At 43.2% G+C, this 14,202-nt stretch carries 12 protein-coding genes; 4 read left to right on the forward strand and 8 right to left on the reverse strand.

Going from position 1 to position 14,202, the window contains the following annotated elements:
• Nucleotides 1–11: 11 nt before the first annotated feature.
• From pilB to nadC, 6 genes are all read right to left on the reverse strand, one after another.
• Nucleotides 12–1,688, reverse strand: a complete 1,677-nt coding sequence (gene pilB / locus L1286_RS04665; protein ID WP_235405749.1) for a type IV-A pilus assembly ATPase PilB — start codon at nt 1,686–1,688, stop codon at nt 12–14.
• A 128-nt stretch (nt 1,689–1,816) separates the two neighbouring features.
• A complete protein-coding gene (gene coaE / locus L1286_RS04670; protein ID WP_235405750.1) occupies nt 1,817–2,422 on the reverse strand; it encodes a dephospho-CoA kinase in 606 nt (201 codons plus the stop codon).
• Between the two features lie 2 nt (nt 2,423–2,424).
• Nucleotides 2,425–3,306, reverse strand: coding sequence for a prepilin peptidase (locus L1286_RS04675; protein WP_235405751.1), 882 nt, complete (start codon nt 3,304–3,306; stop codon nt 2,425–2,427).
• Nucleotides 3,307–3,338: 32 nt separating this feature from the next.
• Entirely contained in the window at nt 3,339–4,574 is a 1,236-nt protein-coding gene (locus L1286_RS04680; protein WP_235405752.1) for a type II secretion system F family protein, read from the reverse strand.
• A gap of 66 nt (nt 4,575–4,640) precedes the next feature.
• Entirely contained in the window at nt 4,641–5,105 is a 465-nt protein-coding gene (locus L1286_RS04685) for a pilin (RefSeq protein WP_328284191.1), read from the reverse strand.
• A 254-nt stretch (nt 5,106–5,359) separates the two neighbouring features.
• Nucleotides 5,360–6,199, reverse strand: coding sequence for a carboxylating nicotinate-nucleotide diphosphorylase (gene nadC, locus L1286_RS04695; protein ID WP_235405753.1), 840 nt, complete (start codon nt 6,197–6,199; stop codon nt 5,360–5,362).
• A 166-nt stretch (nt 6,200–6,365) separates the two neighbouring features.
• Between nadC and ampD the strand changes: the two genes are divergently transcribed.
• Both ampD and ampE read left to right on the forward strand, forming a co-directional pair.
• The gene (ampD, locus tag L1286_RS04700) at nt 6,366–6,935 is read left to right on the forward strand and encodes a 1,6-anhydro-N-acetylmuramyl-L-alanine amidase AmpD (RefSeq protein WP_235405754.1); all 570 of its coding nucleotides are present in this window, start codon (nt 6,366–6,368) and stop codon (nt 6,933–6,935) included.
• Nucleotides 6,932–7,816 carry a beta-lactamase regulator AmpE gene (gene ampE, locus L1286_RS04705; RefSeq protein ID WP_235405755.1) on the forward strand — a complete coding sequence of 295 codons (885 nt, stop codon included), beginning with the start codon at nt 6,932–6,934 and terminating at the stop codon, nt 7,814–7,816. Before ampD ends, ampE begins: the two co-directional genes overlap by 4 nt.
• Nucleotides 7,817–7,856: 40 nt before the next feature.
• On the opposite strand, the gene L1286_RS04710 is transcribed toward ampE, so the two are convergent.
• Nucleotides 7,857–10,355, reverse strand: coding sequence for a PilZ domain-containing protein (locus tag L1286_RS04710; protein ID WP_235405756.1), 2,499 nt, complete (start codon nt 10,353–10,355; stop codon nt 7,857–7,859).
• A gap of 139 nt (nt 10,356–10,494) precedes the next feature.
• On the opposite strand from L1286_RS04710, the gene radA reads away from it, so the two are divergent.
• Nucleotides 10,495–11,865 (forward strand): DNA repair protein RadA, encoded by a 1,371-nt coding sequence (radA, locus tag L1286_RS04715; RefSeq protein WP_235405757.1) that lies wholly within the window; start codon nt 10,495–10,497, stop codon nt 11,863–11,865.
• Nucleotides 11,866–11,874: 9 nt separating this feature from the next.
• A complete protein-coding gene (locus L1286_RS04720; protein ID WP_235405758.1) occupies nt 11,875–12,798 on the forward strand; it encodes a hypothetical protein in 924 nt (307 codons plus the stop codon).
• Between the two features lie 44 nt (nt 12,799–12,842).
• Here L1286_RS04720 and L1286_RS04725 read toward each other — a convergent pair whose 3' ends face one another.
• Complete coding sequence (locus tag L1286_RS04725) at nt 12,843–14,174, reverse strand: peptidoglycan DD-metalloendopeptidase family protein (protein ID WP_235405759.1); 1,332 nt, start codon at nt 14,172–14,174, stop codon at nt 12,843–12,845.
• Nucleotides 14,175–14,202 lie beyond the last annotated feature (28 nt).

The following is a 14,202-nucleotide window of genomic DNA, read 5'->3' on the forward strand; positions in this document are numbered from 1 at the left end:
GGAAACTTGGCTTAGAAATTAGTGACACGGTTGATTTCGGCAAGTGATGTCACACCAGATGCCGCTTTCTTGAGGCCAGATAGCCGCAAGTTATCGAAGCCGAGTTTGCCTGCAAGCTCTGCAATTTCTAATGAATTGGCACCAGCCATAATTTGTTGCGAGATCTCAGGTGTGATTTTTACAACTTCATAAACACCAACTCGCCCTTTGTATCCATCGGTACAATGATCACAGCCTTTGGGAGCAAATAGGGTGAGATCTTTGATTTGCTCTTCGCTAAACCCTTGACGTAATAACTCTTCTGGTGGCAAGTTTTCTGGCTCTTTGCACTTGGGGCACAACCGCCGTGCTAGACGCTGGGCGATGATCAAGCTCACTGAACTGGCTACATTGTATGCGGGTACCCCCATGTTTAACAAACGTGTGAGGGTTTCAGGTGCTGAGTTGGTGTGAAGTGTACTGAGTACTAAGTGACCAGTCTGTGCAGCCTTGATTGAAATTTCAGCCGTTTCAAGGTCTCGTATCTCACCTACCATAACCACATCAGGATCTTGTCGCAAGAATGCTTTTAGCGCGTTGGCAAAAGTCATATCCGCTTTCGTGTTGATCTGTACCTGATTGATACCTTCTAGGTTTATTTCCACAGGGTCTTCGGCCGTACTAATATTCCGCTCGGGTTTGTTCAAGATATTCAAACCAGTATACAAAGAGACGGTTTTACCAGAGCCCGTTGGACCCGTGACTAATACCATACCCTGAGGCTGAGCCAGCGCATTTAGATACAACTCTTTTTGTTCTGGTTCATAGCCGAGCACGTCGATCCCTAGCTTTGCTGCAGAGGAATCAAGAATACGCATTACAATTTTTTCGCCCCAGATCGTCGGCAGGGTACTGACACGAAAATCGATACTCTTGCGCTCGGATATTTTCAGCTTGATACGGCCGTCCTGTGGTTTCCTTTTTTCCGCAATATCAAGGTGTGACATTACCTTGATGCGTGCAGATAAACGGCTGGCGAGTGTGTTAGGTGGGCTGGCCATTTCATGTAAAATACCGTCGATACGAAAGCGCACACGATATTTTTTCTCGTAAGGTTCAAAGTGTAAGTCTGATGCCCCTTTTTTAATTGCATCCATCAAAATTTTATTGATGTATACAATGATGGGAGCATCATCTTTTTCTTCATCTTGTTGCTGTGATTGTGGTTCATCCTCAACGTCGAGACTCGCAAACTCTTTGAATTCATCTTCACTCAGTGATAGGCCCGAGTTGTCATCAAAGAGTTGATCAATTTTTTGTTCAAGTAACTTATGGTCTACAACGACGATTTCGCACTGTAACCCAGTACTAAATTCAAAGTTTTCGAACGCGCCATAGTCTGTTGGATCTGACGTCGCGATGAATAACTTACGATCTTTTTTAACTAACGGTAACAGGTAGTGTTGCCTGATCAGCTTTTCTTTTATCAGGTCTTTGGGGACATGTTGGACGTCAAAACCATTAAGATCAAAATAAGGAACACGAAACAGGTCAAGGCATTGCTCAGCAAGTTCTTGGCCAGTCATGCCACTGCACAAGCAAATCAACTCGGCGGTCGTTGTCGCTTCGGTATGCTTTGCTTTTATCTGATCAGGAGTAATTCTACCTAAGGTAATGAATTTTCTCAGTAACGGAGAGTGATGTTCCATAACGTCCTTTAATACTTCAACAACTTACACAAATGTAGCAAACAATTAGTCAAACTGCTTAATTTTGCTTAACTGAACACATTATTTATTGTTCTAATGAATAATACCTAATTTTTCGGAAAATAGGATTAATAATTTTTTGCGGCTTGTAAAAATATCTTGTGTAAAGACAATAACTCAGCTCGTACCTTGTCAAGCGTTCTATCATTGTCAATGATATAGTCTGCAAGCTGTTGCTTTTCCTCGCGACTCATTTGCGCTGCAATTATATTTTTTACCTGTGCTTGAGAGACTTTATCTCGGGCAATCGTTCTTTTGATTTGTACTGACTCGGGGACATCAATTAGCAGTGTTTTTTGACAGTATGACTGCAGACCGTTCTCAAATAGTAACGGTGCACACAGAATACAATAATGACTGTGCGCCGCTTCAAGTTGTGTAATAATTTGCGTGCGAATCAAGGGGTGAAGCAAGTCATTGAGCCAGCGCTTTTTCGTCTCATCACTAAAAATAATTTCTCGAAGTTTAGCCCGGTTGAGCTCGCCATGGTCTGTGAGCACATGATGACCAAAATGTGATTTGATGGCGTTGAGACCTGGTGTATTTGGCATAACCACTTCTCTGGCGACGATATCTGCGTCTATGACTTCAATACCAAGCGATTGAAAATAATCGGTCGCGGCGGTTTTTCCCGCGCCGATACCACCGGTTAGGCCAAGTATCCACTGAGACAACACTACACTCCTAAAAAGTTTAAATACCAATCTATCAGGGCTGTACCGTAAAATAACGTCAGCCAACCAGCAATTGCCAAATAGGGCCCAAATGGAATCTGGGTTGATTTATCTTTACCTTGAATGGCTAATTGAATACTACCGATGATGGCACCAACAAAACTTGAAAGTAAGACAATCGTCAGAATGGATTGCCAACCGAGTAAGGCGCCAAAAAGGGCGAGCAGTTTAAAGTCGCCATAGCCCATGCCCTCTTTACCGGTCAAAAGCTTAAAGACCCAATACACACTCCACAAACTCAGGTATCCTACTGCCGCCCCGACAATGGCATCGACGGGAGCAATGGTAATGTCGGCAGCGGCTGCCAATAGTGCCAACCAAAGCATCGGTAAGGTGATCTGGTCAGGTAACAGCATTTTGTCAATATCGATAAAAATCAGCGTGATCAGTGCCCAAGTGAGTACAATATAAAGTAATGCTTGCAGTGTTGCGCCAAAGTGCCAAGCCACCCACAAAGAAGTAACGGTTGTTAGCATTTCAATCAGTGGATAGCGCACAGATATAGCTGCATCACAATAGGCACAACGACCCTTCAGTAGCAGCCAGCTTAATACGGGAATATTGTGGTGTACTTTGATTTGTGTGCTGCAAGTGGGGCAGGTAGAGCGCGGTGTCACTAGGGTGAAAGGTGCATCCGAAACGGATTGATTTTCGCTATCTTCACCTAAAATGATACGGCTCTCTTCTTGCCATTTTTTTTCCATCATTTTGGGCAGTCGATATATCACAACATTGAGAAAGCTGCCGATGCACAGACTGACCAGTCCAACGGTTAAGAGGTAAAACCAGGATTGTTGTTGCATGAAATGCCAAACATCTTGCATATGTGCGCTCTTATTATTATTTCGATTGGGGTTTAAATGACAGAACCGAGTTGGAAAATCGGTAAGTACATCGCAATGATAAGGCCGCCAACAAGGACACCCAATACCGCCATGATAATCGGCTCAAGTAGAGTGGATAAGCCATCTACGGCATCATCAACCTCTTGCTCATAAATACTGGCAACTTTGCTGAGCATACTGTCCAATGCTCCTGACTCTTCACCAATGGCAACCATTTGAACTACCATATCGGGGAATATTTTAGAGTTACGCATTGCCCAGTTCATTTGGTTACCAGAGCTGACTTCGCCTTTAATATCTAAAATGGCATTCTTATAGATGATATTGCCAGATGCGCCTGCCGCTGAATCTAGGGCATCTACCAAGGGCACACCCGCGGCAAAAGTGGTTGAAAGCGTTCTTGCATATCTTGCAACCGCAGCCTTTCGCAAGATTTCACCAATGACCGGAAATTGCAGGAGCAATCTATCATTGGTGTGGCGTACCGATTCATTCCGAATGAGCATTTCTTTGTAGGTATATATCGCAGCGCCAATCGCAATGAGCATAATCCACCAGTATTCTTGCATGAATTCAGAGATGCCGATCACAAAACGAGTGAAAGCAGGTAGTTCGGCGCCGAACCCTGTGAAGATATCTTCAAATTGTGGTACCACAAAAATAAGCAGTATCGAAGTCACGATCAGTGCAACGGTGATAACCGCAATGGGGTAGAACATGGCTTTTTTGATTTTTGACTTCAACGCCTCCGCTTTTTCTTTATACAGCGCGACGCGATCAAAAATTCGGTCTAATGCACCTGATTGTTCCCCAGACTCGACAAGATCGCAATACAGCTCATCGAAATAACGGGGATGCGCGCGCAAGCTTTTTGCCAGCGGTTGGCCAGCCTTGACTTCATCGGCGATAGTGCCAATAAGCTTGCTGACGCTTTTATTTTTTGCGCCAGAAGCAATCATGTCCAGTGACTGTACTAAAGATACCCCAGCAGTCAGCATGGTTGCGATTTGTCTGGTGACAATTGAAATATCTTTAGGGGTAATTTTTTGCACGCTTTTAAAGCCAAAGAGTGGCTTAGGTTTGCGCTTAACCTTGGAAGGCGTGATACCTTGTTTTCTGAGCTGTGCTTTGACCAAAGCCACACTAGTGCCAGTCATTTCACCCTCGAGTCTTTTTCCTCGAGCGCTTACACCAACCCAAACAAATGTATCTATTTTGTTTGTATTGTCTTTAGAAGGGAGAGCCATAGAGTATATTCACGTAAAAAGAAACTGGGCATAACCCAGTTTCTTTTATTATGTGTTATCAGTATCTTATGGTGTACCAGAAACTGTCGCTGTACAAGTGCTTGGAAGCCAGTTAACTTGGTTCTGGTTAACTGTTGCCGCACAAGTCCATGAATGAACAGCGAACGAATCAGTAAAGTTAGTTGCTGTTGCAGCAGTATTTGCTGCGCTGTTTGGTGTAAGCGTCATAACGATACCAGCAAGGTCGTTTTGACCCGTGATAGTCATCAGGCCTTTCGTATCAATTGTAAGTGACGTTACAAGGTCAGTTGCGCTGAAACCTTGTGCACAGTTTGTTGGCGCGCTACCTAGTTGTGCTCTTTCTTCAACACATGCTTTTGGCATACTTGAAGCAGCTAGCATTTCAGAAGTTTTAGCACGGTTGATGTAGTCTGTATAAGCTGGAAGCGCTACTGCTGCCAAAATACCGATGATTGCAATCACAATCATTAATTCGATAAGGGTAAAACCACCCTGTTGTCTTTGCGTCATGATGTGTCTCCTAAGGGATATTAAGCCCGATGTTAGTTAACACTTACATCAGGGATTTATTAAACCAGTTAACTTTAGAGCGATACGTGTGACCTTTGCAGTCTTAACCTTTGTTCACCGTATCCGCCATGATTAAGTCAAAAGAATTATTATAAATCATTAATTTAATTCTTTTTTATTAAATCTCGTTTGTAAACAATTGTCAATGTATTAAATGTACATTTAGTTACAATTTAATTACAACCAAAAATATACTATTCAAAGCGCATCGACAAATCTATGCTCTGTACATGTTTGGTTAGGGCTCCACTAGAAATATAGTCGACGCCAGCTTGTGCGTATTGCTCCAAAATCTCTAAAGTCATATTACCTGACACTTCGAGCTTTGCTCTACCTGAGGTTAGTTTAACGGCGTTTTGAATGTCCTCAACGGTAAAATTATCCAACATTATAATATCGCTGCCTGCATTTAGCGCTTGTTCCAGCTCATTTAGGTTTTCTACTTCAACCTCAACAGGTTTTTCTGGGTGGTTGCTTTTAGCCTGACTGACCGCACTTTCAATGCCACCACATGCCGCGATGTGGTTTTCTTTTATCAAAAAGGCGTCAAACAATCCAATACGATGATTTTTACCGCCACCACAAGCCACAGCATATTTTTGTAAAGCCCTTAAACCCGGAATGGTTTTTCGGGTATCTAGTAATTGTGTACTGCTGTTTTCTAACGCTTTCACATAATGTGCCGTTGTTGTTGCGGTGCCGGATAATGTTTGTACAAAGTTAAGCGCTGTTCTTTCAGCGGTTAATATTGCGCGGGCAGACCCTTTGGCAGTAAAAATACGTGAATTCGCGCTCAATCTATCCCCATCATTCGCCAAAACATTTACCTCAACACTCGGGTCCACTTGACGAAACACCTCGAGAATTAGATCTTTGCCGCAAAAAATACAGTCCTCTCGAGTGATGACATACGCATTTGCAGTTTGTGCTTGAGGGATCAAGGCTGCGGTAATATCACCTGCGGCAGCTGACTGGTAGTTTAAGTCTTCATCGAGGGCTTGTTTTACAAGTTGAGAGATAAGTTGTGGTTGCATAGCTAGAATCAATCTTTATTTGTTATATCTTAAATTCTACTTCGATTAGTGCAATGAAACAATTTTCTTTGCAATTCACCTCAATCTCAGCGACATAAAATTGCCATAGTGCTCTACGAGAAATCTTGATAAGGTAAGAAAGGTGTAGTGACTATTTTATTTTTTTATGCAAAATCAATATCAATGGCTCCCATTTGCCGTTCAAAGGCAGTCACCTCATTGTGATGAGCGCCCTAATGAACAAGATGTCAGTTTGCTGGTGATCCACAATATTTCTTTACCGGCAGGTGAGTTTGGTACGCCGTATGTGGACGATTTGTTTTTAGGGGCTATCAACTGTGAAGCGCACCCGAGTTTTCAATCTCTCAAGGGCGTGAGGGTGTCTGCACATTGCTTTATTCGTAGAGATGGCCAGGTTGTTCAATATGTGCCTTTTACAAAACGAGCATGGCATGCAGGTGTGTCCTATTTTTCAGGGCGTGAACGGTGCAATGACTTTAGTATTGGCATAGAAATGGAAGGTACAGACAATATACCTTATACCGATGCACAATATGACGCACTGATCCAAGTCAGTCAGGCGATATTAACGCACTACCCAAATATTACCTCTGAGCGTATTGTGGGCCACTGCGATATTGCACCCGGTAGAAAAACAGACCCTGGTGATGCATTCGATTGGCAGCGCTATTTAGACACGTTATCCCAAGAATCAACGACTGAGAAAGAACAATGATACTAATCTCAATATTAATGGCACTTATCATTGAGCGATTGGGTGCCCGCTCTGACTACTGGCAAATTGACTATTATTTGGCTCACTACCAAAAATGGTCATATCAGAAACTATCAGGGGATTGGATCGCCAAATCTAATATTGGTGTAATGGTTTGGATGGTGGTGCCAGCAATCTTGGTGGCACTGCTTTATAATTTCTCTGACTTCTTCATTTGGGAGTTGGCGCTTAATGTGTGTGTGCTGTTGATGTGCTTTGGGTGTGCAAGCTATAGAAGGTCATACAAAGCGTACTTAAATGCGTTAGCTCGTGGAGACAATGAAGCCGCAACATTGTATGCATTTCAAATGGGTCAAACCAAAACTGAGGACGAACCTCACGGTGAGACATTTGGACAAACACTGGCGTGGATTAACTTTACGCACTACTGTGCAGTGATGTTTTGGTTTGTTGCTTTAGGGGCGCCTGGTGCTGTTTTATATGCCACAACTCGGACTATGGTGGAACTGTTGAAAGACAAAACAAATGCGGAGCCACCTGAAAATCAGCGGCTCTGTGTAGACATGTTATCTCAGCACAGCGCGCGTTTAGGTGTTCTCTTCCATGCATTGAATTGGTTCCCTGCGAGGCTTGCTGGTTTTGGTTATTTGATTATCGGTAATTTCTCAAAGGGTACAGGCAGTTGGCTGAAATATCTATTGGACTTTAAAACCTGCAATCGAAAAGTGATCAGCGAAACAGCGTTGGCAGCAGAGCAGATAGAACAACAGTACTTCGGATGCACTTACGAAGCCGCATGTATGATGCGCCTCGTAAAGCGGAATGTTTTGTTCTACCTTTTCATCGTGGCTGCATTGACCCTTTTTGCGGGATTAAACTAAATCCAGTTTAAGAGACGAAGTTAATAGTCTGAATGGCGCTTTAATGGACTTGGCCAAGCCATTCAGATTTTCTATTTTGCATACGTTCAATTAAATGTGCATCCAATCCAAACACCGGCAATAAAACATCTGTGACATCGACGACATCACACACGCCTGCGACGGACCATAAAGCTTCTTCCAGCCCTTTTGCCTTGTGTAAAGCATAATGGCTGACATATCGTAATTCGTTAGACAAATGGTCCATGTCTGGTCTGCCAGTTTTAGAAACATAGAGATGGCAAATAAATAAAATGCCATTTTTCAATGCTTTTTTTGCAAATAAAAACAAAGGTTCGATTGGTTCACCAAAAGGAATGCACTGAGATTTTATGCCGCCATTGGCTTCGCCCGAGTTTTTCTTGTCAAAGTGGATAAATAACGTGAATCGTAACGGTTTATCCTGGCGCGACTTCGATCTTAGGTTTTCAGTCAATATGTCCGAGATATAATTGTTAGGGAACAAACTATCAGGGAATACCAACTCTTGATGATTCTGTTGTACCAGCTTGGGTATCAATAAAGCATGCAGGGGAGATGGATATAAGCCATGTCCTACCGCACCCACCTCAAGATGTGATGATTTTTTGTGGAGATACAAAGGCAGTTGGCAAATGCTTTTGGTCACCATGTTTCTCAGCGCAGTAGACAAACCAGGGATCTTCGGGGCTTCTTCACTTGGCTGAAGTTTGTCTTTATTGTTGTCAATCAGGGCTGTAAAAAACTCGATTGCAGTGTGAGGGACGTTGGTAAACTGTTTTACCTTGAGGTTGATAATGGTTTTAGATTTGCTGACCGCCATGACTTCATACTTGAGATCTGACAATTGATGCTGTTTGGTTATCTTTTGCAAATCTGGTAAATCAACCGTGACTAAATCTCCTTTGGTGACGTCGCTGGGTTGTTCTACCTCGATTTGCATACCCATAATGGAAAAGTCACGAGTATTACCGGTGACAACGCGTTGCTCAGAGATATTAAGTTTGACGCCGGTTCGGTACAAGAAGCGCTTGTGGGCGCGCAGATTGACATATTCCAAAGCGACTTTCTCAAGTGGCGGTGGTGTTTTTGCCTTACCATGACCAAACTCTTTTAAGCGGTTTATGCTTTCTTGAGGGTATGCTAATTCATTGCAATGTTTGCGTAGCTCTTGCGTGGTAATTTCCGTCAACATCATGAGATGATGTACTGGCTCTATCAATCCCTGTGCTCTAGGAGGAGGACGCTTATTTAACTTTTCTACATTTTTACCAGCGCTTTTGGGTAAAGAAAGCGGAATGAATGCATCTTCATGATGACTGGGCATAAGTTGCACTTTAAATACTCGCCAGCTCTCTTTTTCACTGCCAAAACCCAAGAACAAGCTCTTCAGCTCAGGTTTTTGTTCTAATTCATAATCAAACGCAGAATAAAAATAAATTTTGCCACCATTTGAGTGTGTAAATGTATAGCAGTAAGCATCTTTGACTGGTTTTGTTTGCGTGAGCAGCGCTTGTAGTCGTTTGTTATTGAAGACACTATACAAGCATGAGGTTTTCCGCTCGTCTTCAAAGTAGTAATTGATAAACGCGTTGTTTTCGTTAGTGAGTACCATGCTTGGTAAAAGCATGTTGTTGACACGGCTTATAAATACAAACAATGAACTTACTCTTGGCAAGTAATATTGTTCATAGCCTTTGCAAACAACGGCATCCATGGTGTTATCTAGGTTAATTTTGTAGCGGCGTTTATTACCATGGATAAAGCTTTCAAGAAATTCGTCAAACCCCGAGTTATTTTCGACAAAAGTACGTTTCAACCTGACATAATTGTAATCACTGTTAGTTTCTTCAACAGCGACAACTTCGTACTGGATCCCCTCTTTCAGTCCTAGCTCAAAGTCTTGCTCTAGGCCAACCAGTCTCAATGTCAGGAGGTTACGTGGATAGACGGTGTAGTTTTTTGAGAGCTTAATTTTCGAACCGCTAAGTGAGATGTCTGACGTGCTAGCTGGAACAGTGGTGCCACTTTTTAGTTCAACGGTGATTTTTATCGAATAGTTCATTCGTTCTTCTATTCGACTTTCGTAAGAGGCAAAACGTATTAATTGCGCTGCATGGTCATAGGTAGCTTCAGGCGCTATATCTACCTGCTCCTGTGCTTGTTTTTGCATGACCTTAAAGTTGTTTTCTGTATGCATAACCGCTTCATACACGGCCATTGTATACGCACCATGCTGTGCCACTTCGCGTTCAAACACGCTAATTGCAACATCATCCATAAAATGTTGCTTGCCGTCGTGTTCATAAGGTTTGACTTCGCCAGAGACTTGGCCGCGTAAATCAATAAACCTTGCTACGGGCTGAGATAGGCGTGTCATCTCCATTTTTAAAAGAAATTGATCAGGTTTACTTAATTGGGCAGTCTTTTGCTTGAAGATAAACTCAAAATTGGGATCGCCTAAGTCTTCCTTAAGGGTATTGATAAGATCTTGATGTAGTTCTAGTTTATCTTCACTCATAGCATTTCGCGTTACGTCTGCAGACAGTCTCTCGTTGTTATTATTTCAGCCTTCGCCAATTTTATGTCAGTATAGCCACATATTTAACTTGTAGCTTAATGGGGTTTCCCTTTTAAGCAATAACTATGCCTTGATTTTTATGGGAAAAAAGAAAACCGCATTTGTATGTAGTGATTGTGGAGCGGAATTTGCTCGTTGGCAAGGGCAATGTTCTGAATGTAAAGCCTGGAACACGGTAACAGAGTTTCGTGTACCTTCTGTTAAAGCTGCGCCACGCAGTGCGAGCATGACTGGTTATGCTGGGGTTGTTGAAGCAAAAATACAGACTTTAGATGAAGTTAATCTTGAATCTTTACCTCGGTTCTCCACCGGCTTTAAAGAATTTGACCGCGTTTTAGGTGGTGGTGCAGTACCAGGGAGTGCGATATTAATTGGTGGTGAGCCTGGCGCAGGTAAAAGTACTTTGCTGCTACAAACCATGTGTTTACTCGCTCAATCGATGCCAACGCTATATGTAACGGGTGAAGAGTCCCTACAACAGGTCGCAATGCGCGCGAAGCGTTTAGGGCTACCGACTGACAAATTGAAAACACTGGCTGAGACCAATGTTGAAACTATTTGCCAGCTGGCGCTTCGAGAGAAGCCTTCAATTATGGTCATTGACTCGATTCAAGTTATGCATATGACGGACGTTCAGTCCGCGCCAGGTAGTGTCTCTCAAGTACGAGAGAGTGCAGCTTATTTAACGCGATTTGCAAAACAAAACCAAGTCGCGATTGTCATGGTCGGTCATGTAACGAAAGATGGTACGTTGGCAGGGCCTAAAGTACTAGAGCATTGCATTGACTGTTCAATTTTATTAGAAGGCAGCAGCGACAGCCGGTTTAGAACACTGCGAGGAAATAAAAACCGCTTCGGTGCTGTCAATGAGTTAGGCGTATTTGCCATGACAGGGCAAGGCTTGAAAGAAGTTAGCAATCCATCAGCCATATTTTTAAACCGTGGTGAAGAACAAACGCCAGGGTCGTTGGTGATGGTCATTTGGGAAGGAACGCGCCCATTATTGGTTGAAGTACAAGCCCTCGTAGACTATTCGCAACTTGCAAATCCTAGACGCGTAACCGTCGGCTTGGAACAAAACCGACTGGCAATGTTATTGGCGGTATTACACCGTCATGGTGGGCTTCAGGTTGCCGATCAGGATGTGTTTGTCAATGTTGTGGGTGGTGTCAAAGTCAATGAAACCAGCGCCGATTTAGCGCTGATCACCGCGTTAGTTTCAAGTTTTAAAAATTATGCACTGGACAAGCAACTTGTCGTATTTGGTGAAGTTGGTTTAGGGGGCGAAATTCGCCCTGTTCCAAGCGGTCAAGAACGATTAAGAGAAGCGGCAAAGCATGGCTTTAAGCGTGCGATTGTGCCAGTTGCAAACAAACCAAAAGAAGTCATCGAGGGGATGGAAGTCATTGGGGTTTCTAGCTTAAACGATGCATTACAAGCTCTATTTTAAGGAAGCAATATGAATAAAATGGCCATCGCTGGCGTTGCCATAGCGGTAAGTGGTGCAGTGGGTGCACAGTGGTATGCAAACAAACGAGCCGACGATGTTATCGCGGAGCAGGTTCAGCAGTTCTCAGAACAGACTGGTTTTGATGTAAGCTATGAAAATGTCGATTATAGTTTGCTGAGCAATACCGTTGTTATCGAACGTGTTTCATTTAAATCTCAGGAGACTGCGCAGCAGTTGATTGATATTGAGAGCATGTCAATAGAGGGGTATGAAGCGGACAAGGTCAGTCCATTTACAGAGCTTGTTGTGAAAGGTTTATCATTATCAAGTGAACTGGCCAGTGCACCTGAAGCCGCAGCGTTGCCAATGCGTATCGTCAACGCTAAGTATGACCTTGTGTCGTCGGTAAGCTTCGACGAAAGCAATGGGAATAGTGAAGTCAAGCTATCTGCGTCGGCACAAAACTTGTTAGATATTGCATTTAATTTCGATATGGCTAACAGCCAAGAGGCAATGAACCTACAGATCGAAATTGACAAGATGCACAAACAGGGCGAAATGGATTTGGAGGCAGAGTTGCAAATGCAAAGTAAAATGCTGAGTGCAATTCAGGCGCTTCAACCAAGAACGCTGTCGTTTTCGTTAGGCAATGGTGGTGAGCTTAAATCATTGGTGGATGAGCTTTTGCAAAAAAATGGGCTAGATCATGCCCAGTTACAGGCTATGCTGGCGTCTCAGTTAAATGCAGTGCCTGCCAGTGATGTGAATAAAGAAGCAATCAAGGCATTTGTAGCGGGTTTAAACTCATTTGAAGTCAGCATGGAATTCCCTGAGCAGACAAGTTTGATGCAACTAGGCATGCAACTTCAGCCTCTGGCAGCAGATCCGCAAGCACTTGAGCAGTTCTTAAATCTGAAAATGGTCGGTAAATAAATAAAAAAGGCGAGGAAATCCTCGCCTTTTTTATGCCTGAACTGTTAGTTATTCATTGCAAGCATCAGTTCTCGTTTGCGCTCTAGACGTGCCAACATATTGTCGGCGAGCGGTTTAAACTTAGCTAACTCCGTTTTAGGCAATGGTAATGATTTTGGTAACTTTACCGTTCTTGGATTGCGATGTTTGCCATTTACCAAAAATTCATAATGTAAGTGAGGGCCGGTTACTCGACCAGTTGCACCAACGGTGCCTATTTTCTGGCCTTGTTTGACTCTTTGCCCCGTTTTAACATGCTTTTTGTTAAGGTGCAGGTATTTGGTGGTGTATTGGCTGCCATGTTCAATAAACACATAGTTACCGTTAAGTCTGTTATACCCTGCTTTCGTCACCTTTCCATTACCTGCCGCCACGACGGGGGTGCCGACTTTAGCTGCATAGTCAATGCCTCTGTGTGGACGAACTTGTTTGGTAACTGGGTGAAGCCTGCGAGGATTAAAATTAGAACTAATGTACTTAAAGTTTACAGGGGCGCGTAGGAAGGCTTTTTTCATACTGCGGCCTTCAGGTGTGTAAAACTCGCCGTTGGTATGCCTGATTGCGGTATATGTGTCGCCTTGGTTGATGAACTGTGCTGCAATAATTTTACCATTGCCGATCTCTTCGCCATCGACATAGTGCGTCTCATAAACAAGTGTGAAGGCATCGCCTTCACGAATATCGTTGGCAAAGTCCACATCCCAGCCAAAAATATTTGCAAAGTTCATAATTTGTCTTTGCGTTAAACCCGCGGAAATACCTGCCGTCCAAAATGAAGAGCGAATTTTTCCGCCTGCTGTTGCTTCTCTGGTCTCAATTTCTTTGCTGGTTATTTGGGTTTCGTATTTATTGTCATCACTTCGTGTGACATACAGTGTATCCGTTTTAGACAGTACATATTTGAGCTGTGCAAGGTTACCTTCTGCGTCACTGGCAAAGCTAAGAACTTCACCTGGGTGAATTTTAGTCAACTTACGTGTTTCGGCATTGGTGTTGACAAGATTGTGAAGAGTTTGTGCAGAGTACCCTGCGCGTTTGAACAAGATAGCGAGACTGTCGCCAGATCTCACTTTATGATCTACATAGTCATAGTTCACAACATCCGTTTTTTCTTCAGACGGCGTATGCTCAGCGCTTAATTCGGTGATTTGTTCTTGTTGTTCTTCCACCTTGATAGGAAGTTCATAGCGTTTGCCCACTTCTAGTGCATCATCTTTGTGATCTCTAGAGGCAGTGGCCTTTTCTGAAGGTATCAAGGCTATCCCGATCATTGCTGCCAACAAGCCGCCAATAAGCATTTTGTGTTTTTTGGGTAGCTTCTTTACTGCAGGTACCATAACGTGCCTTTTTCGCTGTCAAGAATTT

This window comes from Pseudoalteromonas sp. SMS1 (genome assembly GCF_021530565.1).
Taxonomy (GTDB): domain Bacteria; phylum Pseudomonadota; class Gammaproteobacteria; order Enterobacterales; family Alteromonadaceae; genus Pseudoalteromonas.